Annotated in this window: 33 protein-coding genes and 1 tRNA gene; 21 read left to right on the forward strand and 13 right to left on the reverse strand. The window is 45.1% G+C overall.

The genetic code is table 11. The features are described 5' to 3' along the window. The first annotated feature begins 386 nt into the window (after window positions 1-386). Both V1499_RS11835 and V1499_RS11840 read left to right on the forward strand, forming a co-directional pair. The gene (locus tag V1499_RS11835) at window positions 387-1,346 is read left to right on the forward strand and encodes an NAD(P)H-dependent flavin oxidoreductase (RefSeq protein ID WP_409276283.1); all 960 of its coding nucleotides are present in this window, start codon (window positions 387-389) and stop codon (window positions 1,344-1,346) included. 208 nt (window positions 1,347-1,554) lie between these two features. Further along, a complete protein-coding gene (locus V1499_RS11840; RefSeq protein ID WP_409270128.1) occupies window positions 1,555-2,253 on the forward strand; it encodes a hypothetical protein in 699 nt (232 codons plus the stop codon). Between the two features lie 61 nt (window positions 2,254-2,314). Here V1499_RS11840 and tnpB read toward each other — a convergent pair whose 3' ends face one another. The 3 genes from tnpB to V1499_RS11855 form a co-directional block, all read right to left on the reverse strand. Next, window positions 2,315-3,508 carry an IS200/IS605 family element RNA-guided endonuclease TnpB gene (tnpB, locus tag V1499_RS11845; protein ID WP_409270129.1) on the reverse strand — a complete coding sequence of 398 codons (1,194 nt, stop codon included), beginning with the start codon at window positions 3,506-3,508 and terminating at the stop codon, window positions 2,315-2,317. Between the two features lie 229 nt (window positions 3,509-3,737). Then, window positions 3,738-3,872 (reverse strand): BA3454 family stress response protein, encoded by a 135-nt coding sequence (locus tag V1499_RS11850; protein ID WP_409270130.1) that lies wholly within the window; start codon window positions 3,870-3,872, stop codon window positions 3,738-3,740. Between the two features lie 291 nt (window positions 3,873-4,163). Further along, window positions 4,164-4,394, reverse strand: coding sequence for a hypothetical protein (locus tag V1499_RS11855; protein WP_409270131.1), 231 nt, complete (start codon window positions 4,392-4,394; stop codon window positions 4,164-4,166). A 235-nt stretch (window positions 4,395-4,629) separates the two neighbouring features. On the opposite strand from V1499_RS11855, the gene V1499_RS11860 reads away from it, so the two are divergent. From V1499_RS11860 to V1499_RS11885, 6 genes are all read left to right on the forward strand, one after another. Then, entirely contained in the window at window positions 4,630-5,364 is a 735-nt protein-coding gene (locus tag V1499_RS11860) for an SDR family NAD(P)-dependent oxidoreductase (protein ID WP_409270132.1), read from the forward strand. Next, the gene (locus V1499_RS11865; protein WP_409270133.1) at window positions 5,361-6,377 is read left to right on the forward strand and encodes an S-adenosylmethionine:tRNA ribosyltransferase-isomerase; all 1,017 of its coding nucleotides are present in this window, start codon (window positions 5,361-5,363) and stop codon (window positions 6,375-6,377) included. Before V1499_RS11860 ends, V1499_RS11865 begins: the two co-directional genes overlap by 4 nt. An 11-nt stretch (window positions 6,378-6,388) precedes the next feature. Continuing rightward, on the forward strand, window positions 6,389-6,745 hold the full coding sequence (locus V1499_RS11870) for a VOC family protein (protein WP_409270134.1): 357 nt from the start codon (window positions 6,389-6,391) through the stop codon (window positions 6,743-6,745). Window positions 6,746-7,047: 302 nt separating this feature from the next. After that, on the forward strand, window positions 7,048-7,860 hold the full coding sequence (locus V1499_RS11875) for a YitT family protein (RefSeq protein WP_409270135.1): 813 nt from the start codon (window positions 7,048-7,050) through the stop codon (window positions 7,858-7,860). Between the two features lie 150 nt (window positions 7,861-8,010). After that, complete coding sequence (locus tag V1499_RS11880) at window positions 8,011-8,253, forward strand: DUF2164 domain-containing protein (protein ID WP_409270136.1); 243 nt, start codon at window positions 8,011-8,013, stop codon at window positions 8,251-8,253. A gap of 11 nt (window positions 8,254-8,264) precedes the next feature. Continuing rightward, window positions 8,265-9,230: a multidrug resistance efflux transporter family protein gene (locus V1499_RS11885; protein WP_409270137.1), complete on the forward strand. Its 966-nt coding sequence runs from the start codon at window positions 8,265-8,267 to the stop codon at window positions 9,228-9,230. A 54-nt stretch (window positions 9,231-9,284) separates the two neighbouring features. On the opposite strand, the gene V1499_RS11890 is transcribed toward V1499_RS11885, so the two are convergent. After that, window positions 9,285-9,884 (reverse strand): TetR/AcrR family transcriptional regulator, encoded by a 600-nt coding sequence (locus V1499_RS11890; protein ID WP_409270138.1) that lies wholly within the window; start codon window positions 9,882-9,884, stop codon window positions 9,285-9,287. 23 nt (window positions 9,885-9,907) lie between these two features. Here V1499_RS11890 and V1499_RS11895 point away from each other — a divergent pair, with 23 nt between their 5' ends. From V1499_RS11895 to V1499_RS11910, 4 genes are all read left to right on the forward strand, one after another. Continuing rightward, window positions 9,908-10,255 carry a VOC family protein gene (locus V1499_RS11895; protein WP_409270139.1) on the forward strand — a complete coding sequence of 116 codons (348 nt, stop codon included), beginning with the start codon at window positions 9,908-9,910 and terminating at the stop codon, window positions 10,253-10,255. A 104-nt stretch (window positions 10,256-10,359) separates the two neighbouring features. Continuing rightward, window positions 10,360-11,280 carry an oxidoreductase gene (locus tag V1499_RS11900; RefSeq protein ID WP_409270140.1) on the forward strand — a complete coding sequence of 307 codons (921 nt, stop codon included), beginning with the start codon at window positions 10,360-10,362 and terminating at the stop codon, window positions 11,278-11,280. 98 nt (window positions 11,281-11,378) lie between these two features. Beyond that, on the forward strand, window positions 11,379-11,843 hold the full coding sequence (locus tag V1499_RS11905) for a CBS domain-containing protein (protein WP_409270141.1): 465 nt from the start codon (window positions 11,379-11,381) through the stop codon (window positions 11,841-11,843). Window positions 11,844-11,953: 110 nt separating this feature from the next. Continuing rightward, window positions 11,954-13,042 carry a metallophosphoesterase gene (locus tag V1499_RS11910; RefSeq protein ID WP_409270142.1) on the forward strand — a complete coding sequence of 363 codons (1,089 nt, stop codon included), beginning with the start codon at window positions 11,954-11,956 and terminating at the stop codon, window positions 13,040-13,042. A gap of 178 nt (window positions 13,043-13,220) precedes the next feature. Here the strand turns inward: V1499_RS11910 and V1499_RS11915 are convergent, their stop codons facing one another. The 3 genes from V1499_RS11915 to V1499_RS11925 form a co-directional block, all read right to left on the reverse strand. Continuing rightward, complete coding sequence (locus V1499_RS11915; protein ID WP_409270143.1) at window positions 13,221-13,382, reverse strand: hypothetical protein; 162 nt, start codon at window positions 13,380-13,382, stop codon at window positions 13,221-13,223. Window positions 13,383-13,459: 77 nt separating this feature from the next. Further along, window positions 13,460-13,696: a transcriptional regulator SplA domain-containing protein gene (locus V1499_RS11920; RefSeq protein WP_409270144.1), complete on the reverse strand. Its 237-nt coding sequence runs from the start codon at window positions 13,694-13,696 to the stop codon at window positions 13,460-13,462. A gap of 29 nt (window positions 13,697-13,725) precedes the next feature. Further along, complete coding sequence (locus V1499_RS11925) at window positions 13,726-15,234, reverse strand: alkaline phosphatase family protein (RefSeq protein ID WP_409270145.1); 1,509 nt, start codon at window positions 15,232-15,234, stop codon at window positions 13,726-13,728. Between the two features lie 194 nt (window positions 15,235-15,428). On the opposite strand from V1499_RS11925, the gene V1499_RS11930 reads away from it, so the two are divergent. Both V1499_RS11930 and V1499_RS11935 read left to right on the forward strand, forming a co-directional pair. Continuing rightward, window positions 15,429-16,151 carry an endonuclease/exonuclease/phosphatase family protein gene (locus V1499_RS11930; RefSeq protein ID WP_409270146.1) on the forward strand — a complete coding sequence of 241 codons (723 nt, stop codon included), beginning with the start codon at window positions 15,429-15,431 and terminating at the stop codon, window positions 16,149-16,151. Window positions 16,152-16,197: 46 nt separating this feature from the next. Next, entirely contained in the window at window positions 16,198-16,761 is a 564-nt protein-coding gene (locus V1499_RS11935) for a YkoP family protein (RefSeq protein ID WP_409270147.1), read from the forward strand. A gap of 26 nt (window positions 16,762-16,787) precedes the next feature. Here V1499_RS11935 and V1499_RS11940 read toward each other — a convergent pair whose 3' ends face one another. Then, window positions 16,788-17,633, reverse strand: a complete 846-nt coding sequence (locus tag V1499_RS11940; protein WP_409270148.1) for a metallophosphoesterase — start codon at window positions 17,631-17,633, stop codon at window positions 16,788-16,790. Between the two features lie 110 nt (window positions 17,634-17,743). On the opposite strand from V1499_RS11940, the gene V1499_RS11945 reads away from it, so the two are divergent. Continuing rightward, entirely contained in the window at window positions 17,744-18,880 is a 1,137-nt protein-coding gene (locus V1499_RS11945; RefSeq protein ID WP_409270149.1) for an MGDG synthase family glycosyltransferase, read from the forward strand. Between the two features lie 80 nt (window positions 18,881-18,960). On the opposite strand, the gene V1499_RS11950 is transcribed toward V1499_RS11945, so the two are convergent. Both V1499_RS11950 and V1499_RS11955 read right to left on the reverse strand, forming a co-directional pair. Beyond that, window positions 18,961-19,034, reverse strand: a tRNA-Arg gene (locus V1499_RS11950). A 782-nt stretch (window positions 19,035-19,816) separates the two neighbouring features. Further along, window positions 19,817-19,957, reverse strand: a complete 141-nt coding sequence (locus V1499_RS11955) for a hypothetical protein (RefSeq protein WP_409270150.1) — start codon at window positions 19,955-19,957, stop codon at window positions 19,817-19,819. 192 nt (window positions 19,958-20,149) lie between these two features. On the opposite strand from V1499_RS11955, the gene V1499_RS11960 reads away from it, so the two are divergent. Then, window positions 20,150-21,034, forward strand: coding sequence for a YitT family protein (locus V1499_RS11960; protein WP_409270151.1), 885 nt, complete (start codon window positions 20,150-20,152; stop codon window positions 21,032-21,034). A gap of 194 nt (window positions 21,035-21,228) precedes the next feature. Here the strand turns inward: V1499_RS11960 and V1499_RS11965 are convergent, their stop codons facing one another. Beyond that, entirely contained in the window at window positions 21,229-21,888 is a 660-nt protein-coding gene (locus tag V1499_RS11965; RefSeq protein WP_409270152.1) for an FMN-dependent NADH-azoreductase, read from the reverse strand. Between the two features lie 163 nt (window positions 21,889-22,051). Between V1499_RS11965 and V1499_RS11970 the strand changes: the two genes are divergently transcribed. From V1499_RS11970 to V1499_RS11980, 3 genes are all read left to right on the forward strand, one after another. Beyond that, window positions 22,052-22,249 (forward strand): hypothetical protein, encoded by a 198-nt coding sequence (locus V1499_RS11970; protein ID WP_409270153.1) that lies wholly within the window; start codon window positions 22,052-22,054, stop codon window positions 22,247-22,249. A 127-nt stretch (window positions 22,250-22,376) separates the two neighbouring features. Next, window positions 22,377-22,631, forward strand: a complete 255-nt coding sequence (locus tag V1499_RS11975; protein ID WP_409270154.1) for a hypothetical protein — start codon at window positions 22,377-22,379, stop codon at window positions 22,629-22,631. Then, the gene (locus V1499_RS11980; protein ID WP_409270155.1) at window positions 22,628-23,815 is read left to right on the forward strand and encodes an alanyl-tRNA editing protein; all 1,188 of its coding nucleotides are present in this window, start codon (window positions 22,628-22,630) and stop codon (window positions 23,813-23,815) included. Before V1499_RS11975 ends, V1499_RS11980 begins: the two co-directional genes overlap by 4 nt. 170 nt (window positions 23,816-23,985) lie before the next feature. Here the strand turns inward: V1499_RS11980 and V1499_RS11985 are convergent, their stop codons facing one another. Continuing rightward, a complete protein-coding gene (locus V1499_RS11985) occupies window positions 23,986-24,774 on the reverse strand; it encodes a TIGR00266 family protein (RefSeq protein ID WP_409270156.1) in 789 nt (262 codons plus the stop codon). Between the two features lie 217 nt (window positions 24,775-24,991). Here V1499_RS11985 and V1499_RS11990 point away from each other — a divergent pair, with 217 nt between their 5' ends. Both V1499_RS11990 and V1499_RS11995 read left to right on the forward strand, forming a co-directional pair. Then, the gene (locus tag V1499_RS11990) at window positions 24,992-25,645 is read left to right on the forward strand and encodes an exonuclease domain-containing protein (RefSeq protein WP_409270157.1); all 654 of its coding nucleotides are present in this window, start codon (window positions 24,992-24,994) and stop codon (window positions 25,643-25,645) included. 62 nt (window positions 25,646-25,707) lie between these two features. Beyond that, a complete protein-coding gene (locus V1499_RS11995) occupies window positions 25,708-25,869 on the forward strand; it encodes a hypothetical protein (RefSeq protein WP_409270158.1) in 162 nt (53 codons plus the stop codon). Window positions 25,870-25,898: 29 nt separating this feature from the next. On the opposite strand, the gene V1499_RS12000 is transcribed toward V1499_RS11995, so the two are convergent. Further along, window positions 25,899-26,078, reverse strand: a complete 180-nt coding sequence (locus V1499_RS12000; protein WP_409276284.1) for a small, acid-soluble spore protein, H family — start codon at window positions 26,076-26,078, stop codon at window positions 25,899-25,901. Between the last annotated feature and the right edge of the window lie 83 nt (window positions 26,079-26,161).

Raw genomic sequence — 26,161 nt, forward strand, 5'->3', positions numbered from 1 at the left:
ATAAACCACATATTATAAAATTCAGCGTTAAATCTTCATTTATAGCCCGAATGAACGGCTACGCACTGCTGTTCGGGCTTTAAATCCTCTTTTAACGCCTGAATGATCTGATCGGCTCCACACCGCTGTTCGGGCGTTAAATCTTCTTTTAAAGCCCGAATGACCCGATCCACACTGACGTTCGGGCGTTAAATCCTCTTTTAACGACCGAATGACCTGTTCCATCCCGCTGTTCGGGCTTTAAATCGAAACAACACGCATTTCCGCCGTAAAAATATCATCAGCTATTAGTAACTGGTGATAAAAATCACGGAAAATTCTTCTGTTCAGGTTTAAAATTGGGAAGAATGAATAGTCGATAAAGAAATGAGGAATTCACGTTGAAGATGCCACAATTAAAAATCGGGGATATCGCTCCAAAATACCCAATCTTTCAAGGCGGAATGGGGGTTGGTATTTCGCTTAGCGGCCTAGCGTCCGCCGTAGCATCATCAGGAGGGATTGGGATCATTTCCGGAACCGGGATTACGATTGACGAATTGCGTTTACATATCAGACGGGCTCGCGAACTTTCGAACGGAAACGGTTATATTGGCGTCAATGTCCTCTTTGCAGTGAATGATTTTGCCGAAAAAATGAAGGCCGCATTGGAAGAAAAAGTTGACTTCATTATTTCGGGCGCAGGCATTTCACGTGATATGTATGCTTGGGGGAAAGCAGCGGGCATCCCTGTACTTTCCATTGTATCGACCGCCAAACTTGCAAGGCTGTCGGAACGGTTGGGCGCCGCCGCGGTAGTAGTGGAAGGGTTTGAAGCGGGTGGCCACCTTGGCACCGACCGTCCGATGTTTGATATTCTGCCTGAGGTCGTTGAAGCGGTGAACATACCGGTTATCGCGGCAGGCGGCATTTTAACCGGAGAGGATGTGGCCAAGGCGTTCAGTCTCGGCGCATCAGGCGTGCAAATGGGAACCCGTTTTGTCGCGAGCGAAGAATGCGATGCGCCGCTTGCGTTTAAAAAGAAATATGTTGAAGCGACAAAGGAAGACCTTATCCTTGTTAAAACAACAGTCGGCCTTGAGGGCAGGGCGATCCGCAATGCTTTTACAGACATTATTAAGGATGACGGGAAATTCAAGGTCGCAAAATGCCTGGATTGCCTAAAAAGCTGCACATACCGTTTCTGCACGATGGATTCACTCGTTCGCTCGCTGAATGGCGATGTGGATATGGGACTTGTTTTCGCTGGGGCGCGCGTAGGAGAAATTACGGACATCCTTCCCGTCCGCCAAATCATTGAAACGATTGCCAGCGAATACGATTTTGCTACAGAACAGGCAGGATAATACCACGAACGCCGGCACATCTCATGCCGGCGTTTTTGGCTTTATTCATCAAAAAGAATAAATTATCCTCGCCATTGGCAGTTGATTTGTGACCCAGAATTTTAGGTTAAGACTTCGTAAAACCGTTAACATTTCAAAAATGTGCCAACTCATTTTCCCGCCGCAAGTGGCATACTAACCCAGAAAACAGCCGAAGGGAAGGATGCATATGTCATTGGAGTGGTTTGACCGGGTAACTTCTGAGTTGCAGGACCATTTGGAATCAATTTGCGAAAAATACGATCAGGCGGGCCAAATGTCAATTGAACGGAGTTCGAGGCACCCGAGGATTGATTTCTTTGTGGAAACGGATGATTGCGACGGACGCGATTATTTTTGCACGTTATTCTTTGACCCGCACAATGAAGAGTTTTATGTCGAAACGTATGACCCTGACCTTGAACAGCCATCAAGGACAATTTTGCCTGATATTGAAAACATCATCGATGCAGTCCATGAAAGCTTTCATGAATATATGAACGATGATCCAGAAGACTTTGATAACGAGCTGTACGATGACGAGGAAGAAGATGATGAGTTAGATGACATCCTTGATGCGGTTGGAGACGAAGATGTTACGATCATCGCTTACTCGGACGATGAAGTATATGAGGAAATCGATGTCGAGTGGGAAACGCCTGAAATTACCGCTTTCCAAAAAGAAGACGAGGTGGAAGTGACCTACCAGTTCGGTGTTGTGGAGGGCACCGGCGACGGAGTTCTTCGCAGGGTAAACCGGATTTGGACCGAGGACGATGAACTGGTGAAGGATGAAACGAATTTTATTTTTACAAAAGAAGAAGCGGGTACGATTATCGCGATGATCGCCAGCCACATGGATAAAATGAAAGGCTACGAACTCGATTGAACTACTCCCACTTACTTCGTTGAAGTGGGAGATTCCTGCGAACACCGCCCTAACAGGCAGTTTATGAACAGGCTATCCCCGCAGTTCCTGCGGTTTTTTTATCAGTCAGAAGCCGTCTGGCTTCGTTTAATAGGTTTTGGCTTGCATTGTGGTCACGGTCATGAAGGCTTCCGCACCCTGGGCATGTCCATTGTCTTACTGACAGATTTTTTGTTTCTTTATGCTGATGCCCACAGGCAGAACAGAGTTGGGAGGATGCATACCAAGGGCTGACAACAACGACCTTCCTGCCATACCACTCTGCTTTATACGTGAGCATCCTGCGGAATTCTCCCCATGCCACATCGCTAATGTGTTTGGATAAAGTTTTGTTCTTCACCATAATGGCGATGCGTAAGTCCTCAATGGCAATGAGGTCGTGGGTTTTGACCACTTGCGTCGAGAGCTTATGCAAAAAATCCATTCTGGCGTTGGTGATTTTTTCGTGAAGACGGGCAACAACGATTTTTTGCTTCCTCCAATTCGAGGAGCCAATGGTGCGCCTTGAGAGGGTTCGCTGTTCCTTTGCGATACGTTGTTCCATACGCACCAGAAAGTGGTGATTAGGGGCTTTTGTCTCGTCCGACAGGACGGCAAACTCCTTGATGCCAAGGTCAATGCCCACTTCCTTGTGGACTGGCTCCATAGGTTGGATGTTCACTTCAGCCACAATGGAAATGTAATATTTCCCGCTTGGCGCTTTGCGGATCGTAGCATTCAGGATGCGTCCTTCCACCTCACGGCTCTTGGCAAAGCGAATCCATCCAAGTTTCGGAAGCTTCACTTTGTTGCTGTCAATGGCAATGTTTCCGTTGACACATTTGGTTGTGTACGCCTGGACAGGGTTGCGCTTGCTTTTGAAGTGGGGTGCTTTGTTCTGCTTTTTGTAGTAGCGTTCATAAGCGTCATGAAGGTTTTCAACGGCTTTTTGAAGGGCAATGCTGTCCACTTCCTTTAGGAAGGGAGCCTGCTTTTTCAATTCTGGCAACTCCTTGATGGAAGTGAACTTTTGGAAGAATCCACTTTTCCAGTTATTCATAGGGAGCTGACCGTTTTGAACCATTTCCTCCGTCATGTGCCAGTAGGCATCCTTTTTCTTTTGTTGTGCAAGGAAGTGGTTGAACACAAAACGGGTACAGCCAATGGTTCGATTAATCAGGGAGGCTTGTGCCTTGGAAGGGTGCAAGCGAAACTTGAAGGCTTTGTGATGGCTCAAAACAGTCACCTCCTTTGGAAATAGTCACCTCCAGTATAGAACATATGTACTGTTTTGACTAGTCTTCAAAAGAGCAAAAGCGTTTGACGCCATTCATCTCCCACCTGCTTCGCTGAGGAAGGAGTCTTCTGGCTAGTAATGATAAAACTAAAATAGACGGAGCCAATCCCTTTTTGCAAAGCGGACCAACTCCGTCTATTGTCTATTTTCTTCCACAGAGGTTATCATCTTATTCAGCCCATTGCTTCATGACTTGCTCAAGAGCCAGCTGCATGATTTCCTCATCGCTTGCCTGAGGGGTCGTGATCACATTCGTCATGTAATTCCTGCCAAGGTATTCTACCTTCACATTTACTTGAACCATTTTAATCATCCTTTCGAAAAATTACTTTACTGCTATAACAAGCAGTACTTCTATATACCAACGAACCAGACAGTCTAAACCTGTATGCTTTTTCCATCTTATTCTCCATTTGGTCGGACATGCCTACTTTTTTTAAAAAGAATCTGGTTCCATAATAGGGGACTGCAAGAAAATACCAGCACCTCATCTTACCACGGCGTACCTTCCTAAACAATAGAAGTTACCACTATAAATAACTTGTTTTTGTGACAAATTATGCACAAAAAAAGCCCCTGAAAAGGGGGCATGCTTCTATGCTTCTACAAACAAATACTGCTCTACAAACTTCTGGATTTCTTCTTTATTAACGGACTGCTTCTTCAATGCCGCTTCGGCGGTGTCTAAAAGATTTACCATGTCCGGATCAGACCTCAGCTCTCGGAGATCGGTCTCTCCATTGAGCAAATCCACGGCTCTTGCTTTTACTTCAGGGTCATCGGTGGCATGAAAAAGAATGAATGCAATACTGGTTACCTTATCCATTTCAACGTCCCCCTTCAATTTTCAACTCTCTTACTAGTTTCGCCAAAAAACGCTTTTTTCCTCCCTTTTTAGCTAAAAATAGTTAAAAAATTGCAATCCCTAATAAGGTGGAATTCCCAAATCTCGGACTAAAGTTGTATGGAAGTTCAAGCTTCTTTCCGAGGTTTCGGTTTCTCGAACCGGCTATCATAAAAGCATGAAAACCAGTTAGCGAAATTCGAAAGGGGAAATCAAAATGACTAATAGGAAACACGTTATGATTACCGGAGCATCACGGGGACTCGGAAAAGCATTGGCGCTGGCTTTTGCAAAGCAGGGTGCGAGGCTCTCGATTTGCGCGCGGAGTGAGGAAGGGTTGCTAAGGGTGAAAAAAGAAGCCGAGGTGGCCGGGGCTGAAGAGGTCCTTGCAATCCGGGCGGATATCTCAATCGCACGCGATGTAGAACGCTTTGTCGCGTTGACGGAAGAAAGGTTTGGCCATATCGATGTCCTGATCAACAACGCTTCTATTCTAGGACCGAGCCCGATGCCGATGCTGCTCGATTATCCCGAGGAAGATTTCGCTGAAGTAATTAGAGTCAATACGATGAGCACATTCCTTGTGACACGGCGGGTACTTCCGGTCATGCTTCAACGTGATAATGGAGTGATAATCAATGTGACGTCGGAAGCTGGAAATACAGGCTACGCGGGCTGGGGTGCTTATGGTATTTCCAAATTCGCGGTCGAAGGATTGACCGAAACATGGGCTGACGAACTGAGTGAAACTGGGGTACGGGTTAACATGGTGGACCCGGGGGAGATGGATACGGAAATGCATCAACTTGCCGTCCCGAATTGCGATTATGAACTTGCAGATCCAAATGATGTTGTGCCTGTTTTCCTTTTTCTCGCATCCGATCAAGCCATTAACATAACCGGACAGCGGATTTCAGCCCAGGAATTCAATGAAGGGAAGTGGCATGCATGATTGCCGGGAGCCTGACTTTCAATCTGCCGCCATCCCTGAATGCCGCTGCCCCTCCGGAAAGGCGGGGGCTAAGGCGTGACCATGTGCGCATGATGGTTTTATCAAAAGAGACAGGGTATGCCTGCCACGATTCTTTTTACAATCTTGACCACTATTTGAATGAAGGTGACGTTCTTGTGCTGAATAGCTCACGGACGATTCCCGCGACTTTGCACGGCCGTCTTCTTTCTCGTAATGAAGAGGTTGAAATCAGGCTTGCAGGCAAAATTGACGATAGCCGCTGGTACGCCTTGGTCGTCGCTCCTTCTGTCCAGACTGGTGAAATTATATGGTTTTCCAGCCAGCTTGAAGCGGTCATCGAACAGGTCGCCGGGGAGACGCCTTTGTCAGTTATCCGCTTTTCAAAATCAGGCACAAGCCTGTTTGATGAAATCTACTCTTTGGGCGAGCCAATCCGCTATGAATATATTGAAACCCCGTGGAGCCTCGATTATTATCAGACTGTGTTCGCATCACATCCTGGTTCGGTTGAAATGCCATCCGCGGGAAGGGCATTCAGTTGGGAACTGCTGTTCAAGCTGCGCAGAAAAGGAGTCAAAATCGCGTTCATCCAGCTTCATACCGGCTTAAGTTATTTTCTTGACGACAATTATGACCATCATCCTTCGAAAAATAAAGAAGAATATGCTATTCCCGCAGAAACTTTAACAGCAATCAAGGAAGCCAGAAAGTCGGGCAAACGGGTGATTGCAGCCGGGACGACAGTTGTCCGCGCGCTTGAAACCGCGATGGCGACTGGCCAAACCCATGGCTGGACCAACTTGTTCGTTCATCCGGGATATGAACTGATGGCGGTGGACGGAATTCTGACCGGCCTTCACGAACCGGAAGCAAGCCATCTTGCCATGCTGTCGGTTTTCATCCCGCAGGATAAGCTGTACGGCGCGTATATGGACGCGGTCGAAGCAAAATACCTTTGGCATGAATTTGGCGATATGAACCTGATTTTATGAGGGGGAAAACGATGGTTGAATTTCATCATTACGCAATTGAAACGGACCTTCTTGAAGAGGTAGCTGAATTTTATAAAACTACCCTTGGCTTTCGTGGTGAGAATACGATGGAGTTTCACGGGAAGAAGCTAATTTTTATGACCCTTGGCGGTTTTCGGATCGAATTGATTGAAGCGGATGAGCCAAGAGTAGGGGAAGGGGCCATTCACCTTTGCTTTAAGACAAGAGAGCTTGATGGCTTGATTAAAAAATTGCAAGAGGCGGGCCTGAAAATGGCGGAAGGCCCGTATACATTGGAAAATGGCTGGAGAACCGTTTTTTATACAGGGCTTGCGGGCGAAACCCTGGAATTCCTGGAACAGCGATAATTACGGAAGGATAGTTAAATTCCTTCCTTTTTTTCTTTTGTGAAAAAATAAGGAACTGATTCCTGAAAGCCAGGAAGGGAAAAGTGTCCGTTTCCCGACCTATTCATTTATTATTGGGTTGATCGTTATGCTTACTATGGTGGAAAAGCTCGGCTGAAGGCAATCCGGGCGTTGGGGCCGCGAAATGTTTTTCGCGGCCTTTTTCATGATTTCTTTTAATAATGAAAATAAACTATTAAATTTACTGCCGTATGGAGTTGGTGTTATGTTAGAATAAGTGATTTTAAGAGGAGGATACCTGAATGCAGCTACTAGCTATCACGATTGGTTCGGTCATTATCGCGGCTGCCTTTAATTGTTTCCTGATCCCGCACGAGGTCCTTTCAAGCGGTTTAAGCGGACTTTCGATGATGATTGGGATGCTAACCCCTCTTGATACCGGAGCCGCGAACTTCCTGCTGAATTTGCCGTTGCTCGTCCTAGGATATTTAATGCTGGGCAGGAAATTTATTATACAAACAATCCTTTCGGTCATCGTAATCTCAGCTGGGTTGTCAGTAATTCCGGTATATGAAGTTGCCAGCAATAGCATCCTTTCATCGGTTTTTGGCGGGGCGCTTGCTGGTTTGGGCATGGGGCTTGTCTTGCGCCAGTCGGCGTCCACCGGCGGTCTGGATATAATGGCGATGATTGTAGCCCGCAAAAAAGACTTCCCAATCGGTACGCTGCTGTCTGCGATGAATGCTGTTATAATCGCGATAAGCGGTTTCCTGTTTAACTGGGATACTGCACTGAATACGATGGTTTCAATTTTCGTTACTGGAAAGGTCATCGACGCCATCTACACCCACCATGTCAAACTTACATTGACCATCATTACGGCAAAAGGGGAAGAAATGCGGGAACAGCTTGTGCAAAATGTGTACCGTGGCCTGACTGTGCTGGATGGGATGGGCGGATTTTCAAAAGAAGGACGGAATATCCTTTTGACCGTCATCACCCGATACGAGCTCGCCGAGGTTAAATCATTGATTGCGGAAGTTGATCCGGATGCTTTCGTCAATATCACGAAAACAATCGAAGTTATGGGGCTTTTCCATAAACAGAGCGCCTGAGTACAACCGGTTATCCTCCAAAGGAACCGGCTTTTTTTTGGCTTTACAAAAGGGCGGTTATTCATTATCCTTGGATAATACAGATTATTGTGAAAAAATAAACTTCGGCGTTTCCCTTAAAAGTGCCGGCTAGAGGAAGTGGAGAATACGATGTTTATTACATTCAGTAAACAGCAAAAGGATCAACTCATTGCCGATATTCAAGAGTATTTTATAAAAGAGCGCGGAGAGGAGCTTGGCAATTTGGAGGCGGAGGGCTTGCTTGAGTTTTTTAAAACTGAACTTGGGCCTTACTTTTACAACGAGGGCATTAAGCAATCCAGGAAAGTGGCCGAAGAAAAAATGGCCCAGCTGGAAGAGGAATTGTTTTTGCTTGAACGCCCAATGAGATAGGGGGCAGGAGAATGAAACCGATTGTCCTTGGAATCGCCTCCGCGTTTTTCTTCGCGTTTACCTTTGTCCTGAACCGATCGATGGAGCTCTCAGGCGGCCATTGGATTTGGAGTGCGTCACTCCGGTATTTTTTCATGATTCCGTTTTTGCTTTTGATTGTCGCAGGCAGGAAAAATCTGAAGCCGCTTTGGGATGAAATGAAACAGAAGCCGGGGGCGTGGCTTTTGTGGAGCACAGTTGGTTTCGGGTTATTTTACGCACCGATTTGTTTTGCCGCAGCCTTTTCGCCAGGTTGGCTGATTGCTGGCACCTGGCTCGTAACGATTGTATCCGGGTCTCTGCTTTCGCCGCTCTTTTTTGAAACGAAGGATGGGGTTCGGGTAAGAGGAAGAATTCCGGTAAAAGGAATGGTCATGTCCACCATCATCCTCGCGGGGGTTGCGATTATGCAGCTGGATCATGCCAAAACGCTTGGAACGAAGGAATTTTTATTCGGGGTTGTTCCAGTATTGATAGCTACTTTCGCCTATCCGCTCGGGAATCGGAAAATGATGGATGTCGCTGGCGGTAGGCTGGATACGTTCCAGCGCGTACTGGGAATGACGATCGCCAGCCTTCCGTTTTGGCTGATATTGTCTGTATATGGAGCCCTTATAGCCGATTTGCCTGCTAAAAGCCAAATCTTACAGTCGGCAGGGGTTGCAGTCAGCTCAGGCGTCATCGCTACCGTACTGTTTTTCATGGCGACCGATCTAGTCAGGGGAGACATGACAAAAATGGCCACAGTCGAAGCCACACAATCCGTCGAAATCTTGTTTGCTTTAGGTGGAGAGGTGCTCTTTTTGGCAGCCCCGTTTCCATCACCGATATCGTGGGCGGGAATCGTTCTTGTCATTGTCGGCATGGGGCTGCACAGCTTTTCGGCCGTCATCCATACGGGAAACAAGAAAAAGGCCTTTGCCCAGGAGCAGGCCTGACATAGGCGGCAATGTTAATTTCAATTCAAATGATGTAAAAGCAAAAAGGGAACTTCATGCAAGTTCCCTTTTAAATATCCATTTAATAATACTTTTGGCCTGTCCGACATTCAGGCTTCGATCAGCTATCTCGAGCAAAAGGGTTCTCCAGACGGCGAGCATAGCAATTTCTATTGGCAAATTATCGTTTTTATTCATTCCTTCAAGAAAGGCTGCAATCTTATTTTTTTTGCCTGAAATCGGCTCTTCGCCAATTAAGCGGCAACTATTGGATTTGGCCGCGAAATCCAATCCTGTGATAAGCGCAGCCTCCAACGCTTCATTCGCATCCTCGAATAAAGATGCGGCACCCTCCATTCTGTCTAAGACTCTTTGTTCCATTTCACTCCTAATTACCTCAAAAAGCCCGGCTTTCGAACCAAAATGATGATAAATCGCCCCGGTGGTCATTTCGGCTTTTGCAGCCAACTCCGCAATATTGGTTTTTTTGTAGCCTTTAGCGCTGAATTCCTGTAAAGCTACCTGTACTAAGGTGTTTTTACTTGAACCTGGAATCGGTATCCACTCTTTCATATTTTTTATTATAGCATATTGACACAATGTACGTAAATCAATTATGTTTAACATAACATAGTTACGTATTGCATAATTCATTTATTACATTAGGAGGGAATCAAATGAAATTGCTATTTTTGTACCATCCTGTAAAAAACCTAAAGGAATCTTTGGCATTTTATAGGGACAATCTTGGTTTTGAAGAATCCTGGCGTGAAGGTGAGCATACAGCGGCGTTGAAACTGCCTGGGAGCGAGGTTCAATTAATGTTGGAGGATGAAATGGATAAGGAAGAAATGACTCCTGGAGGAATCTTTCTAGTTGATAGCGTAGATTCCTTTTATGAAGAAAATAAACAAAAATACGAATTTACGAAAGAACCGTTTGATATCCCTCCAGGCCGGTATGCCATTTATTTAGACAATTCAGGAAACCCGATACGAATCTTGGACTTCTCCAAGGAGAAGTAAATATTCAGGAAGCCCTCCGACAATCCGGGAGGGCTTTTGTTTCTTTTTCCGATGTACGTTCAGCTATACTAAATTCTAGATACTAATATGAGGGAAGAGTGCCGATGGTGAAAGGATGGACTACAGAGGATATAAAGGATGTGTCGGGAAAAACGGTGATTATTACTGGCGGGAATAGCGGAATCGGTTTCGAGGCCGCACGTGCCCTTGCCGCCAAAGGGGCAGAAGTCATCCTTGCAGTAAGGAACATGGCTAGGGGAGAAGCGGCCGCTGCAAAAATCATCGAGGAAAGCCCCAAAGCTTCCGTGCGCTTGTTGCACCTTAATTTAAGTGACCAAGCTTCAATAAGGAAGTTTGTGGTCGAATTTTCGGCCCGATATTCATCGCTGGATATTCTTATCAACAATGCCGGGATTATGATGTCTCCACTAAGCAAAACACGTGATGGATTTGAAACGCAATTCGGTAGCAACCATCTTGGCCATTTCGCTCTGACCGGGCTTTTATTGAACGTGTTGAAAAATACTCCGGGTTCCCGTGTTGTCACGGTAAGCAGCCTGGCCGCACACAATGCGCGCATTGACTTCGATAACCTTGACGGGTCGAAGGGCTATAAACGGTACAAATTTTATGGACAAAGTAAACTCGCCAACATGCTGTTCGGGAAAGAGTTGCAGATTCGGCTTGAACGGAACGGCCATAGTATGAAAAGCATTATCTGCCACCCCGGCGTTACCCATACGAATCTCGCATCAAGAAATTCCGGACGGGATATGAACAGCTTGTTCAGGTTGATTTCCAGGGCCGTCACCCAGCCGACCGCGATGGGCGCCCTGCCGACTCTGTATGCGGCAACCGAGCCCTCATTGCTGGGAGGGGAATACATTGGGCCGGACGGGAAAAAGAAACGGAAGGGATACCCAAGAAAGGATTCGGTCATTGAAAGGATATATGACTCTGAAACCGCGGAGCTGCTGTGGAGCCTTTCAGAGGAATTGACGGGAGTAGTCTACAATTTCAAGTAGGTACCTAATTTAACCAATCCAACACGTTTGACTTTTTCTGCCCAAATTGAAATACTAAAATTGCACTGACATCCTATGTAAAAGGGCTGGTGGCACGAATGAAAGTGAAGGATTTTATGATTACGGATGTAATAAGCGCTACCCCGGAAATGACACTTACCGAGGTAATGGCCCTGTTTGTTGAAAAAGAAATAGGAGGAGTGCCAGTTTGCAGTGGTGACGGCGAATTGCTTGGCATGGTGACAGATGGGGATATCCTACGGGCAATCCAGCCAATTGACAGGAAGATTTTTGACTTCCTTCTTTATATGGAATGCATGGAAGAAATGGATGTAAAAACTAGGCTGAAGGAAACGGCGGGAGCGCCAATCCTTTCAATCGCTAAAACGAAAAATCTTGTTACGGTTACGCCTGATGACGACGTTAATCTTGCTGTAAAACACCTTTCTACCCACCACTTTAAAAAATTGCCAGTCATTGATGAAGCAAAAAGGGTAGTCGGCGTTATCAGCAGGGGAGATGCCATCCGGAAAATCCAATCTTCTCTCCTTAAGGATTTGTAGCACGGTATATATAACCTTCTGCTCGCTTTTTTATAAGTCGCTGGGAATTGTTCTATCAACACAATTTTACATACGAAAAAGATAAAGGAACTTAAAGGAACTTACTGTTTATGACTTGGACTGTTGTTGCAGCCATAGCGGCTGTCTTGATTGTTTACGGACTCATTTGTTTCTATATTGGATACAATGGCTGGGTTTGGCTGAGGCTGAACAAGCCGCTGCGAAAATACAAATATGCTTATGTGGCGCTAATCATCTTCCTATCCCTTTCAATGTTCGCGGGCAGATTTATTCCCATTCCTCTCCTTAGCTTGATTGGCGGGTATTGGATGGTCATGATCGGCTATGGGATATTAATATTGCCGATTGTTAACGTGGTCGTGCTTCTTTTAAAAAAGCGGGGGGTTTATTGGATTGGCATTGGAGTTGTCGCTTTTTTTGCAATTATCTTTGTGTATGGTTCGTTTAATGCTTGGAGCCCTGTTGTCCGTACATATGATGTAACAATCCAAAAGCCGGCAGATAGGGAAAACATGAAGATCCTGATGGCATCCGATTTTCATCTCGGCTCCATAGTGGGAAGAAAGCATCTTGACCGCTTTGTAGAAATATCTCAGGCGGAAAAACCGGATATGATTTTAATTCCGGGTGACTTGATAGACGACTATATTGCCCCTTTCCTTAAAACCGATATGGACGAAAGCATGAAAAAAATCCACGCTCCTCTTGGGGTATACGCGGCTCTTGGCAATCATGATTATTATGGCGGGGATAAGGAGAAAATCGTAGCGGAAATGGAGAAGGCGGGGATTACGGTCCTCGAGGATGAAACGATTTTGGTCAATAATGAAATTGTGCTTGCCGGGCGAAAGGATCCGACTGACCATAGCAGAGCCCCGCTCGATTCAATTATAGGAAGCGGAGATGATTCCAAGCCCGTTTTCCTGATGGACCACCAGCCGATTGCCCTTGAGGAAGCAAGGCGTGCTGGAGTTGATCTTCTCGTCTCCGGGCACACACACCGCGGCCAGGTAGCCCCCGCGCATTTCATTACTAGCCGGATTTATGAAAATGATTGGGGTTATCTAAAAAAAGGGAAGCTGCATTCAATCGTTTCATCCGGATTCGGTACATGGGGCCCTGCCCTCCGGATAGGCACCCGTTCAGAGGCGGTAATGATAAACGTTCATTTTAAATAGGAAAAGAAAGCTGCCGTAACTCGGGCAGCTTTTTTTCAGAAAAAAATAACCATCCTACAAGCTGGTCGTGGCTGACCACTAAGGAAAGCTACTTAGAATAATCATCGAAGACCTTGAGGGGCTAGGCGCTGGAGCTAGCCAATGAAAAAACGCCAAAATGATTGGCGTTTCGAAAAAATTATTGCTGGTTGTTGTTTTTCCTGCGGTTTTGTTGGCCATTGTTCTGGTTATTACCCGTGACAGCGTCCACAACGTTCTCAATCGTCTGGCCGACCTTATTCATGAATCCGCCGTTGTTACCGCGATTATTGTTTCCCTGGCGATTGTTTTGGTTTTCCATTCCATTCACCTCCAATAATAGGGTGTGCAAATATAAGCAATCTATTCAGCATTCCCGGGATTAAGAAGGGGCTGTTTTCAAAAATAATGGTCTTTAAACGCTTTTTCAGCAGCTTCTTCTGAGGAAAAAAGCGCGTCATCATCCTCAATGACATGAAAGGTTTCATGAATGAACAAGGCTAGCGCGTTTGGATCTTTAGGGTGCTGGACAACTTCTGCCGGGCGGATATTCGCAACTGTCGGTGTATGCGGATTATTATAAATAACGAACACTTCATCTCCGGCTTTTACATCCTTTGGGTCAATTGTTTCCATCAGGCATACCTCCTTCTATTAATTAAAAATCAAGAACCCATCTTTGGTTTCGAATCATAAACACCGTTTGTTATCAGAGAAAGGACCCATTTTTTTAAATCGACGATCCTCATATGTTCCGGAAGCGAATCGGTTCCCGCAACAATCAGCGGGACAACCGAATCCTGTTGATGCAATCCCCCGTGTCCTGCTCCGCCCAAGTGAACCGGGCTGCCTTCTCCGGCAAACTCATGGCCGGGACGGGCACTTATCGCGAGGAATTCACCCTCATGTGAGTGAAGACAGCTATGCAGCCGTCCGAGAGCATCGGGATACAAACCGAATTGAATCCTATTATTCGTGACAGATAGATCGAGAATTTCCATGTTCCCTTCCAATTCCCACGACTGTCCATATTGATCCTGTAAAACGCCACTTGGCTGAAAACGTATTTCCCCATCAATTCCTCCAGAACGGACCTTAATGTGCCTGCCGCTTTTCCAGGCAATCACATCAATCCTGTTATCCCCCGTCAGGAGCATGGCGATGTCCTCTATCAGCTCCTTTTCCTCATTTAAGGAATAGATATAAGCCATCCTATCGTTCACCGCTAGGGCAATTTGATCCCCAGTTCTGGGCCCTTTTCGAAGCCTCATGATTTTATAAGGGCTAAACAGCTTCCTTAAATCGATTACCGCATGGTTCCGGTCAGAATGCACCCATGCCTGGCCGTTATCGCCCATAATAATCCACTGATTAAGCTCCAGCGCTTTTTTCCAATCTCCAAAAAGGCCAAGGATTTTTTGCAGTTGCTGATCCGCTTTTTCGATGCCTACTCGGTCCAATCTCCCGTACTTATGAATCCGTTGATCGAGATCAGGAAGGTAAACAATCGTAAAAGGGGGCAGGATATTTTCCGAAACAAGATGGCTTAATTGCTGGACGGACGAAGGGTCATTGACGCCGGCCTTTTGCCAGAAATGTTGGTTCTTTAATGATTTCCCTAGTTTTGAAAATCTTCCGTAGGAAAAAATGGCGGGAGCATAGACTGGACGATGCCTGCTTAACGGGGTAAATCGCCCGAGCATTTTTGGCAGGTCAAGAAAATGCGGCGTGTTTCCGCGGAAGACAAGTGCGTTGATCGATGCTGAATCAAGTCCCTGCCTGTATAAATCTTCATGTAGGGTTCGAACCTCCCGGCTAATGTGTGACTGATTCAAGTTGAAGAGCAAATCCTCAACTGCTTTTACAACTCCCAGTTTGAACAACTCCCGGTAATGGCTGCCGTAATTAATGAGCCGGTTTTCCTTCTTATTAAACCAGACAAGGCCGGGGATTTTATGTTGATCGCAATACGTCCCGGTCAGCAAAGTGGTATCCACATTTACCGACATGGTTGGAAAGGGGGCGATAAGACCCGGGGAATATGTGCCATTCTTTATCAGAAAATCAAATGCCGGCGCCATGCCTGCCCGGATTGCATCGTTAAGCGGGGCGTCCATTAATGTATCGACTATGACCATGATGACTGGTTTTCCTGCGGGTGGTTTCACATTCATGGTAGTATTCCATCCCTTGTCAGTAATAGTGACTTACCGTTAATATGTACGGATTTCGAAAAAAACATGTTCCCGCCTTTCTACTTCTAGGAAAGCAAATAATTGGATAGAGGGTTATTTAATAAAGATTCCCGCTTGAGAAAAGATATAAGTGATTTCTTCGGCAAGAAGGTGGGGCAGTGGAGTTTAAAGTGATGACATTTAATATTCGTCATGGGGAAGGAACCGATAAAAAGCTTAATTTGAAGAGGATCGCAAGAATTATCAATGACTCTGGGGCCGATGTTATCGGCTTGAATGAAGTGGACCGTTTTTTTTCAAACAGAAGCGGATTTCTTGACCAAGCCAAGTGGCTTGCGGAGAAGCTGGAGATGGACCATGTTTATGGCCCTGCGTTGACAACGGAAAACCTGGAGGGCGGAAACGACATGCAGTTTGGCAATGCGCTGCTCAGCCGTTTTCCAATTGTGAAAGCAGAGAACCATCCTTATGACTTCCTTCCAAAAAGGGCGGAAGCCCGGGCCTTGCTAGAGGCCAAAGTTCAAATAGAAGGAAAGGAAATTAGTGTTTGGGTTACACACTTAAGCCTCGGTCCATTTCAGCACAGAAAGCAAATCGCGTTTATATTGGAAAAGGCCAATAAGGAGCAACTGCCTCTTCTCGTAATGGGGGATTGGAACATGGGCCCATCTTCCAGGGGGTGGAGGAAAATGACTGAAACATTCATTGATGTATGGGTGGAAACAAACGAAGGGCCTGGGGGATATACGTTTCCTTCGAGGAGGCCGTTTCGCCGGCTCGATTATATTTTCTCAACAAAAAACCTTAAGGTCATTAGCTCCGAAGTATACAAATTGGAAAACAATGCTTCAGACCATCTTCCCTTATTGGCAACTATCCGGTTTCTTGATAGATGAGCGCCAGAATTTAAAAAATCATTAATCGTAAAAAGGAAGAAAAGGCATGAAACAACATTTGTTAAGCGCGTGGATGGTATTGGATCCGCTTTATTTCAGCTGCACCAGGCTCACTTACCTCGATGATACTAACAATATTTTTCGTGTGAGGCTTACAAAATATAAAGGGCGTGAACTTTTGCTTTCCGATGGAACCCGAATTGCAAAGGATGACGTCCTTGTAAAAATCCACCTTCATAACGTCAGGCTTCTAAGGGATATATACCCAATTAAGAGTGATGTGCGAAGGGCAAGGATTATTTATCAGCATGTACTGAGGTCATTACCGGGGATTGAAACTTTTATCCAAAGCCATAAACGCTCAGAAGAAATTAAAGGAATCATCGGGATTACAACTTTATGCAAGGGGGCGGAGCGGCTTGGATTTGAGGTTTTCTCCATTTCAAATCCTTTTTACAACTGGCTAAAATGGGTAACATTCCTGCCAATTCTCCTCCTCTCAGTAAATGGCAATTCACTGCAAAGGCTTGGGAAAAAAACGCTGCCCGGTTATTTGGTCATGTCAAAGGACAAGCTAAAATTGCTATACAGCTCCACCCACGAAAAATAAGCTGCCAACGAGGGGTTGGCAGCTTTTTAGACAGCGGGGTGTGAAGCACTTTTTGCCGATGCGAGAAACAATTGATGCAAGGTAATTTCGGGTCGGCTTCCTACACGAATATTAACTCCGGTTTGTCCAAGCCCTTCGTTAATATAGAACGGCTTTCCATCGTGCCAGTGAAGGCCTTTGATCATATTCATCCTGACAAGCCGTCCCATCTTCACAAGATGATAGGCTTTCGGATAACAAATTTGCCCGCCGTGGAAGTGGCCTGAAAGCAAATAATCAAAATGGTAATTCTTCATATGGAGAACAACATTCGGGTCGTGTGTCAGAACCACGTTCATCCCGTCCTTCAACCCCTTATAGGAAGGTTCTAGTCTGCTCCGGCCTGTACTGAAATCGTCAATGCCAATAATATTGACGAGTTGCCCATTTACGATAATGTGCCTGTTTTCATTATGCAGGAGTTTGCAACCTTCCTGTTTTAGCGTGTCTTTTAAAGACTGAAGGTTTTCCCCCTTCAGGACATAGTCGTGGTTTCCCAACACCGCGTACATTCCATATTTTGCTTCCAATTTCCGCAATGCTCTTAGGTACGGAACAAGCCTTGGAATGGAACGCTTCCGATCGAGGAAGTCACCTGTGATGGCGATGAGGTCGATTTTTTCCTTTTTAACTTTTTCAAACAGTTCCTCAGGAGAAATGGAGATATTCTCAAGATGCAAATCTGAAAGCTGCAGGATGTTCAGGACTGGAACAGCGCCTGAGCCCTGTCCAATAGCAATTTTCGTGAAAACAACGTCCTTTGTATTTCTATATGCACGCCGAATGGCCCAAATAAGGAAAAACAGGGCTGCGGCGAAAATGAATAATTTCATGGAAAGTCACCTCCGTATTCGATTATACAGGCTAACTGGCCATTTAAACCTAGGGAATTGATGGTATCCCTGTGTACGCCCGGCCAGGCCAAACAGATTGAGGGATATGAATGGAACACACAGCCAACAAAAAAATCCTGTTTCTTCCCTTTTTGCAAATCCCGTCCGGTCATTACCAGGCAGCGAGAGCAATCATCGACGGTATTGCCGAAAAGCAGCCGGATGTTGAATGCGAAGTCGTGGACATCCTCTCTTATACGTTCGGGAAACTGGAGAAGGCTGTCTCCCAAATTTACTTAGGCTGGATCCATGCGTTTCCGCGGTTATACAGCATCGTGTACCGGTTGAATGTAAATACCGGAACCTCAATTGAGAAACAATTCAAGATGTATGAATGGTTATTTTTAAAGACAATGAGAAAACTGCTGGAAGAGAAAACGCCCGATCTTATCGTTTGCACACATGGACTGCCTTCCTATTTGCTGAACATCCTAAAAGGCAGGGGAGAGGTGCAAATTCCTGTAGTCAACGTTTATACTGACTATTTCATCCATCAGGTGTGGGGGAAAAAGAAAATAGATTACCATTTTGTGCCGACAAGGGAAGCCGGTGATTTTTTAGTGTCTGGCGGAGTAAACGAAGCTGGCATCTATGTGACAGGGATTCCCATTCATCCATACATACGAAAAAAAAACCTTTCTCATAGAAATAAAAACTCTTCCGGGTTATCCGTTTTGGTCACAGGAGGGAGCCTTGGCATAGGGGCCATAGAAAAAATGTTTTCGGAAATTGATGATAGAGGGGAAGTCCATTATTCCATATTATGCGGTACGAATAAAGGCTTATATGAACGGCTCAACGCGCTGAGAAAAGGAAATGTCCGGCCATTTGAATACATCCGTTGCAGGAAAGAGATGGATAAGTTATACGAGTCTGCAGACGCTATTGTGACAAAACCAGGAGGAGTTACGCTAAGTGAATGTTTGTCTAAAAGACTGCCGATTTTTATTTTCCACGCATTGCCTGGCCAGGAGGAAATCAATTTGAAAACTCTCGAAAAGCTTGGCCTTGTTATGCGCCTGGATATCGAAAGCAAGGGTGGGCAGGGAATGGAAAGCCAAATCGCAGAATTCTTTCATGACAGCAATTCCGTTAAAAAGTATGAGGACAGGGTAAACAACTATCTCGAAACATTAACAAGCAAACGTCCAGAGGATATTGTCCTGGACATATTATTCAGTAACTAAACGGCAGTGTTGAAGTTGATGCAAAATCAGCAACACGGAATGGGAAAACAAAAACCCTTGAAGACTCAAGGGTTTTTAAGCGTCCCAGAAAGGATTCGAACCTCCGACCTACAGTTTAGGAAACTGTTGCTCTATCCTACTGAGCTACTGGGACATGATATAAAAAATATAAGGTTTTCGCTCTACATTTAGGCGGCCTCAATTTGTGCGTTTCGTTATGGCACAAAAATTATTATAGCGCCAAAAGCAAAAAAGGTCAAATGGATTTTAAACTTTTTTAAAAAAACCATAACCGAAATCGTCCTTCAAAAATAATAATTGGGTTTGCATGCGGATATGAAAGATACCTAGCATTGTATACCCTCTTCGAACCGATTTTAATGGTGATTTATATTTTACCCGGGATTCGTGACAACCAAAGGGCAAAATCCGGTTTCGTTGTCACAATAAGAACGGATTCGTGACAACCTAAAGGAAAAATGCGGTTTTGTTGTCACGATAAGCGAGGATTCGTGACAACTAAAGGGCAAAATCGGGTTTCCTTGTCACGTTAAGGACGGATTCGTGACAACCAAAGGGCAAAATTGGGTTTCCTTGTCACGATAAGGACGGATTCGTGACAACCAAGGGGCAAAATCGGGTTTCGTTGTCATGATAAGCACGGATTCGTGACAACCAAGGGGCAAAATCCGATTTCGTTGTCACAATAAGCACCGATTCGTGACAACCAAAGGCCAAAATCCGGTTTCGTTGTCATGATAAGCACGGATTCATGACAACCAAAGCGCAAAATCAGGTTTCATTGTCATAATAAACCATTCTTACAATCCAAGCCCAATAGCTCCACGCCCCAAGACATCGGTTTATGGCCTGGAATGAGATTAGAGAAGTAAAAAAGGGGGCTATCCTTCCATTTGGAAAGGCCCCCGCATTCAGTTAAAAATAATTTTTGTATACTTCCGTGTTCTGTCCGCATACGGCGCAGTGGTATTCAATCTCAAGCGAGTCCTCAATGGCAAGATGCTCCGTTTCCTGCTTGCAGTTTTCGCAGTACCTGATTTCTTTTAGGTTCTCCATGATCCTGCCTCCTTTAAAAAAGTCCTCAATACTGTTTTGACCTTTTTCTGCTTGGAATAAACCCTCTTGTAAAAAAATATCCCAATACGCTGGTATGCACCAAAAAAAATTTACCGAAAAAAGGGATTTATACGAGTTAGGCGGTCTTTGTTCCTGTATAATTAGATTATGTAGAAAAAAGGAGGTCCATGAATGACAGATTTAACACATGAAAAGGCCACACATAAACGGCTTACTAGAGTCCAGGTCACGGCAAGGACGATTGGGATCTTTATAGGGGCCGTATTGACTGCGGTCGGGCTGGAAATATTTCTTGTCCCGAATAACGTCATTGATGGAGGAATTGTCGGTGTCTCCATTATGCTTTCCCACGTTACTGGCATCAGCCTCGGTTTATTTATTTTCATCCTCAATATTCCATTCTTTTATTTAGGGTACAAACAAATTGGCAAAACCTTTGCCTTTTCTACGTTGTTCGGGATTACAGCCTTATCCATTTTCACTGCCCTCTTTCATCCGGTGCCAGCGTTTACGGATGATATCTTGTTAGCGACCGTTTTTGGGGGAATGGCCGTTGGGGTTGGCGTCGGGCTTGTTATCCGATATGGAGGAGCCCTTGATGGCACGGAAATCCTGGCCATTCTGATAACGAAGAAAACACCTTTTTCTGTTGGTGAAATCATTATGTTCTTCAATATTTTCATTCTTGGCGCTGCTGGATTTGTCTTCAGCTGGGACAGGGCGATGTACTCCATCCTAGCCTATGTCATTGCGTTCAAATCGATCGATGTGGTTGTCGAGGGCCTTGAGGAATCAAAATCTGCCTGGATTATCAGCGATCAGTACCAGGAAATAGGGGATGCAATCCTTCACCGCCTTGGTCGAGGAGTCACTTTTTTGGAAGGTGAAGGCGCTTTTTCTGGCGACAATAAGAAAGTAATCTTCTGTGTCATTACCCGGCTGGAAGAGGCAAAATTAAAGGATATTGTCCAGGGGTATGACAATTCTGCTTTCCTTGCGCTTGCTGATATTTCGGAAGTTAGGGGCGGCCGTTTCAAAAAGAGAGATATACATTAAAACAGGTCCTCCGAAGGGCCTTTTTTAATTTCCTCTTTTTTAGATGAACAAATTTCCGCGAAGGAAAAAAACAAATCGTGAAGTAAAAATAAGCTCCGAAACTTAATAGAGCCATTTTTGCAAAAATTGCAGAGAGGAAAGGGGAGTAAGAATAAGCTGGCACCAATTATGGGACCAGCTTCCGATTTTGGTTTTTAAATGAAGACCGATTTGCTCGCCATCTCTTTAGCGGCGTCCGCGGCCCGCACTTTGGCATCTTCAACAATTTCCGGTGCTTTTTTGGAAAAAGCATCTAGGCCTTCTGCAATTATCGTATCTAGTACCTGGATTCCGAGAAATCGAAGGGCGATTTTCAAATACCTGTCTCCTGACTCCAGGTCCGCCACTGGAAGCCCTGTATACATGCCGCCCCTTGTCTGGATATGGATGGCGGTTTTTCCTGCCAGCAATCCCTTTGGGCCGTTGGCTGTGTGGACGAAAGTCTTCCCTGAAACAAATAGATTGTCAAGGAATGTTTTCAATACGGCCGGGGATCCCAGATTCCAAAGAGGAGAGACGAACACAAAGTAATCGTATTGGATAAACTCATCGACAAGTCCATGCATTTTGGAGATTTTGGCCCTTTCCTTATTAGTAAGCTCTTCAAATGTCATTCCATAAGCCGCTAGTTTACCGCGGGCTGAGATTAGATCCGCATCCATCCGCACCATGTCAAACTGGAATAGGTCAATTTTTGTGATTTCGATATTGGGCTGTTCGTCGATGAAAGATCGTAAAAAAGCCTCACCAATTTGCATGCCTTTGGACTTTTTCGGACCTTTTGGATTTGCTGAAATATAAAGCAACTTGGCCATTTTTATCATCCATTCTACGTAAAGTTTTACAATTTCATTATACGAATAAAATCTTGCTCACTATTTCACAAATAATGAACATTGCGTGACCTATTTTTTGGGCCACTTATGATTATGTTTGGTTTTCGTTACTATAGTATAATGGTAAAAAAGGGGTGATGCTGTGCTCATCTTGTTCATTTTTATTTTCGCGGCTGTTCTTTTGGGTTTCGGCTTTTTTGTGGACTATTTTTACAAGAAGAAAGGAATCACAGATCTTGACCCTGAACGAAATACAATGAATATCAATGGAATGGAAAGGGCTTATGTCGAGTCGCATATGAATCATATACGCGATGAGTCAAAAAGCCATGGAATATAAACCTCTGGAAGATCCCGGAGGTTTTCTTTTTTCTTTTTTCTAAATTTCATTTTTAAAGGAATATAAAATGAGGTAATGGCACTTTTGGATATGGTAATATTGTTCAAAAAGGGGGATGCTTGGAAAGGTGGAATCAACTACTTCTGCCTTCATTAATTTGACCAAGGGATTTAAGCTTCCTGGAATCTCGATTGCCATCGCCGGTCTCAAGCCGGAAATCACATTGCACGCCGTCAATGCCGGAATTGATATCAAGGGCAAGAGGAACGTTCACGAACTCGAGCCAGGCAATCGACTTTTTAAGGCCAGGCAATATAATCAGGTTACAGGCATTCTACTAACATTCAGGACTTACTGTACATACAGAGGTGGCGCGCAATGACGAGAAAATTATATTATGAAAATCCTTATCTGGCTTCTTTTCAAACGAGCCTTATTAATCAGGGAGAGGATGAAAACGGAGAATGGTATGCCGTTTTGGAATCGACAGGATTTTACCCAGAAGGTGGCGGCCAGCCATATGACACTGGATCATTGAATGGGATAGAAGTAAACAGAGTGGAGGAGGTGGATGGGGAAATTCGGCATTACCTTGTCTCAAGCCTTGATGCCGAAACTGGGTTGGTTGAAGGAAAAATCGACTGGGAACGGAGATTCGACCACATGCAGCAGCATACCGGCCAGCATATCCTATCAGCCGCGTTTGATAATCTTTTTGCTTTTAAGACGGTCGGATTCCATCTTGGTAGGGAAGAATCAACAATTGATCTTGATACAAGCGCCCTCGAAAGCAGCCAAATTGAGGAAGCCGAAAAGCTGGCAAACCAAATTGTCCTCGAAAATCGGCCGATTGAAAAGAGATGGGTGACCAAAGAGGAAGCGGAAAAACTGCCATTGCGAAAGTCCTTGGCCGTGGAAGAAGATATCCGGCTTGTAATTATTCCCGATTTCGATTACAACGGTTGCGGCGGTACCCATCCTTCCTCGACATGTGAGGTAGGGATGATAAAAATCCTTGCAATAGAAAAAGAAAAGAAGAAATATCGAGTCAGTTTTGTAGCCGGAAACAGGTCTTTCCGCCAATTTTCAAAGAAAAATCACATTCTCGGCAAGCTTACTCCGCTATTAAATGCTCCTCAGGAAGAAATGGAAGCTGCAATACTTAAGCTTTTGGAGACGAAAAACTCGCTGGAAAAAAAGCTGGAAGAAGCAAATGATAGGCTGATCGTCTCCGAAGCGGGCCAAATGCGGCTGAAAAGGGAAAATACGGATCTTCCAGTCACTGGCTTGTTTAAAAACAGGCCGATCCAGGAACTTCAGAAACTGGCTAGAGCGATCGTTGTGGAGGATGGAACGAGGGCAGTACTTGTTGCGAAAAATGGGGACAAGCTACAGCTCGTTTGCGCAAAAAGCAGCGATGCTAGAGGGAACATGAAAGAAGCTGTTAACGGTGCGCTTTCATTGATCAATGGCAGAGGGGGAGGAAACGAAACGTTCGCCCAGGGAGGCGGAGACGCAACTATAACCCCAAGCGAACTGCTCAGCAAACTCCTGGCAAAACTATAAAAGGAAAGGCGCCTGTCACAAGGACAGGCGCCTTTCTGCGTATTGAGGCGGGGAACCACGCGCCACATTCGCATGTTCCTAAAAGGAATGTTCCCCGGCTTACACAATTCAGCTCATCGCTTTGCTATTGTACCACGGAAAAGGACTGTACACAAGTTCTTTTTTTTAGATTAATCGCCATCAAGGATGTTGAATAGGCCCTTTGCCAGGCTTCCTTCGTCTCGGGCCCCGCCCCTATGAGGCAAGGCTGCAAATACACGGCTTGCAAGGCGGCTGAATGGAAGCGATTGTATCCAAACGGTCCCCGGTCCCCTAAGTGTTGCGAAGAAAAGGCCTTCGCCCCCAAACAGGGCGGTTTTAACTCCTTTTACAAATTCGATGTTATAGTCGACGCCCGCCGTCATACCGACAAGGCAGCCAGTATCAACCCGTAATACCTCTCCAGGCTGCAGTTCTTTTTTATGGATTGTCCCTCCCGCATGGACAAACGCCATTCCGTCTCCTTCGAGCTTTTGCATAATAAAACCTTCGCCCCCGAAGAAACCGGTGCCTATTTTTCGTTGAAATTCGATTCCGACTGAAACGCCTTTCGCGGCCGCAAGGAATGCATCTTTTTGGCAAATAATTTTGCCGCCTAGTTCACTTAAATCCATAGGAATAATTTTCCCCGGATAAGGGGATGCGAAGGAAACATGGCGTTTTCCGCTTCCAACATTCGTGAACGTTGTCATGAACAGGCTTTCCCCCGTCAAAATCCTCTTCCCGGCGGAGAAAATCTTCCCCATAAAGCCGCCGTTCCCTCTGGAACCATCCCCAAAAATCGTTTCCATTGAAATGCCGTCTTCCATCATCATCAGGCTTCCGGCCTCGGCAACGACCGTTTCATTCGGGTCTAGCTCAACCTCAACGAATTGCATATCATCCCCATAAAGCTTGTAATCAATTTCATGGTTATTCATGGTTTTCCTCCTAACGGATTTTATTTTCTATTCCAAGTATAATCGAATTATTGGAAAGGCGCTTCTTTTAAAATAAAATAAATTGTTCCTTGTTCCAAGCCAATCAAGAGGTGCAAAGGAAACCAAGTTTTAAACGAAAGACAAATGCCAGACAAAAGTGTACAATAACCATTAACTGGGCGTTTAGGAAGCCCATTATTGCAAGGGGGATGCTACTATGGCCGGAAAAATTAAAACGGGCCTTCTGGCGGATACTGAAACAACCGGTCTTAAGCCGGGAGCAGATGAAATCATCGAGCTGGGTCTTATACTATTTACATATAATGAAGAAACAGGGGAGATAATTGATACTCTTGAGGAGGCATCGTTCCTTCGCGAGCCGATCTCTTCGGCGGCGATTCACAATTATCCTGGCGCATTCAGAGTACACGGAATCCCATTTAGCCTTGTGGAGGGAAAAGCGTTTGATGATGAAAAGATTAAAAAGCTTTTTTCCTACCCGGATTCTGTGCTGGCCCATAACGCATCTTTTGACAGAAGCTTCCTTTATCATATGTATCCAGAGGTAAACGATCTAAAATGGTACTGCACAATGAGGCATATTCCCTGGAAGCAATACGGCTTCCCAAGCGGCAGCCTTCTTTCCCTTTTGAAAGCCCATGGAATTTCTGGGGTCCAGCAGCATAGGGCAATGGACGACATATTACAATTAATGGCGCTCCTAAAGCATCCAAATCAGGACGGACACCCTTATTTACGGGAAGTTTTTCGAAAAAAACCAATGGCGAAATATGAACCCGGAGGAAGAAAGACAGGCTACCGGAATTGGCGAAAGCCAGGGGCCGCAAGAATTCCCTTCCAGGGAAAGTAGCATCTGAAAAAGAATAGGTACACTCCATCTAAGCCAACAATAAGGCAAAAGGGGGTATTAGGATGCCAAGAGGAAAAGAATTGGAACAGCTCCCAATGGGAAAGACCTTGCCGGGAGCCGGGAAAGACCTTGGGTTTTTTAGAAGGGATACTCTTCAATCTTTTAATCGCAATACACAGCCGAAGCCGTCATCGATAAGGGACGGTCCGGACGATAACGCGTAAAAAGAGCCCCGCATTTTGCGGGGCTTCGCTTATACCTCTTTAAGTTCCCTTATATCAACTACCGTTCTTTCCTCCAACGGACCTCTCAAATGTACTGTAGCCCTTTCCCCATCACCATGCAGCTCATCAATCCAAACGGAAACACCGTTATACGTTACATCGATATCCGCTGATGACGAAAGGATTTGCTTTACCCTCTTTGAATCCATCATTAACTCCTCCTTCCATGTTCCCTTTTTAGTTAGAGTGGACAGTTTAGATCAAAATATCCATTCGTCAAATACATAAATAA

Origin of the sequence: Neobacillus oceani, assembly GCF_046237595.1 — a bacterium.
Classification (GTDB): Bacteria; Bacillota; Bacilli; order Bacillales; family Cytobacillaceae; genus Bacillus_D; species Bacillus_D oceani.

Excerpts from the sequence above, each read along its gene's own strand:
- V1499_RS11835 (WP_409276283.1), top strand. The coding sequence starts at position 387 with ATGCCACAATTAAAAATCGGGGATATCGCTCCAAAATACCCAATCTTT.
- V1499_RS11840 (WP_409270128.1), top strand. The coding sequence starts at position 1,555 with ATGTCATTGGAGTGGTTTGACCGGGTAACTTCTGAGTTGCAGGACCAT.
- V1499_RS11850 (WP_409270130.1), bottom strand. The coding sequence starts at position 3,872 with ATGGTTCAAGTAAATGTGAAGGTAGAATACCTTGGCAGGAATTACATG.
- V1499_RS11855 (WP_409270131.1), bottom strand. The coding sequence starts at position 4,394 with ATGGATAAGGTAACCAGTATTGCATTCATTCTTTTTCATGCCACCGAT.
- V1499_RS11860 (WP_409270132.1), top strand. The coding sequence starts at position 4,630 with ATGACTAATAGGAAACACGTTATGATTACCGGAGCATCACGGGGACTC.
- V1499_RS11865 (WP_409270133.1), top strand. The coding sequence starts at position 5,361 with ATGATTGCCGGGAGCCTGACTTTCAATCTGCCGCCATCCCTGAATGCC.
- V1499_RS11870 (WP_409270134.1), top strand. The coding sequence starts at position 6,389 with ATGGTTGAATTTCATCATTACGCAATTGAAACGGACCTTCTTGAAGAG.
- V1499_RS11875 (WP_409270135.1), top strand. The coding sequence starts at position 7,048 with ATGCAGCTACTAGCTATCACGATTGGTTCGGTCATTATCGCGGCTGCC.
- V1499_RS11880 (WP_409270136.1), top strand. The coding sequence starts at position 8,011 with ATGTTTATTACATTCAGTAAACAGCAAAAGGATCAACTCATTGCCGAT.
- V1499_RS11885 (WP_409270137.1), top strand. The coding sequence starts at position 8,265 with ATGAAACCGATTGTCCTTGGAATCGCCTCCGCGTTTTTCTTCGCGTTT.
- V1499_RS11890 (WP_409270138.1), bottom strand. The coding sequence starts at position 9,884 with ATGAATTATGCAATACGTAACTATGTTATGTTAAACATAATTGATTTA.
- V1499_RS11895 (WP_409270139.1), top strand. The coding sequence starts at position 9,908 with ATGAAATTGCTATTTTTGTACCATCCTGTAAAAAACCTAAAGGAATCT.
- V1499_RS11900 (WP_409270140.1), top strand. The coding sequence starts at position 10,360 with ATGGTGAAAGGATGGACTACAGAGGATATAAAGGATGTGTCGGGAAAA.
- V1499_RS11905 (WP_409270141.1), top strand. The coding sequence starts at position 11,379 with ATGAAAGTGAAGGATTTTATGATTACGGATGTAATAAGCGCTACCCCG.
- V1499_RS11910 (WP_409270142.1), top strand. The coding sequence starts at position 11,954 with ATGACTTGGACTGTTGTTGCAGCCATAGCGGCTGTCTTGATTGTTTAC.
- V1499_RS11915 (WP_409270143.1), bottom strand. The coding sequence starts at position 13,382 with ATGGAAAACCAAAACAATCGCCAGGGAAACAATAATCGCGGTAACAAC.
- V1499_RS11920 (WP_409270144.1), bottom strand. The coding sequence starts at position 13,696 with ATGGAAACAATTGACCCAAAGGATGTAAAAGCCGGAGATGAAGTGTTC.
- V1499_RS11925 (WP_409270145.1), bottom strand. The coding sequence starts at position 15,234 with ATGAATGTGAAACCACCCGCAGGAAAACCAGTCATCATGGTCATAGTC.
- V1499_RS11930 (WP_409270146.1), top strand. The coding sequence starts at position 15,429 with ATGACATTTAATATTCGTCATGGGGAAGGAACCGATAAAAAGCTTAAT.
- V1499_RS11935 (WP_409270147.1), top strand. The coding sequence starts at position 16,198 with ATGAAACAACATTTGTTAAGCGCGTGGATGGTATTGGATCCGCTTTAT.
- V1499_RS11940 (WP_409270148.1), bottom strand. The coding sequence starts at position 17,633 with ATGAAATTATTCATTTTCGCCGCAGCCCTGTTTTTCCTTATTTGGGCC.
- V1499_RS11945 (WP_409270149.1), top strand. The coding sequence starts at position 17,744 with ATGGAACACACAGCCAACAAAAAAATCCTGTTTCTTCCCTTTTTGCAA.
- V1499_RS11955 (WP_409270150.1), bottom strand. The coding sequence starts at position 19,957 with ATGGAGAACCTAAAAGAAATCAGGTACTGCGAAAACTGCAAGCAGGAA.
- V1499_RS11960 (WP_409270151.1), top strand. The coding sequence starts at position 20,150 with ATGACAGATTTAACACATGAAAAGGCCACACATAAACGGCTTACTAGA.
- V1499_RS11965 (WP_409270152.1), bottom strand. The coding sequence starts at position 21,888 with ATGGCCAAGTTGCTTTATATTTCAGCAAATCCAAAAGGTCCGAAAAAG.
- V1499_RS11980 (WP_409270155.1), top strand. The coding sequence starts at position 22,628 with ATGACGAGAAAATTATATTATGAAAATCCTTATCTGGCTTCTTTTCAA.
- V1499_RS11985 (WP_409270156.1), bottom strand. The coding sequence starts at position 24,774 with ATGAATAACCATGAAATTGATTACAAGCTTTATGGGGATGATATGCAA.
- V1499_RS11990 (WP_409270157.1), top strand. The coding sequence starts at position 24,992 with ATGGCCGGAAAAATTAAAACGGGCCTTCTGGCGGATACTGAAACAACC.
- V1499_RS11995 (WP_409270158.1), top strand. The coding sequence starts at position 25,708 with ATGCCAAGAGGAAAAGAATTGGAACAGCTCCCAATGGGAAAGACCTTG.
- V1499_RS12000 (WP_409276284.1), bottom strand. The coding sequence starts at position 26,078 with ATGGATTCAAAGAGGGTAAAGCAAATCCTTTCGTCATCAGCGGATATC.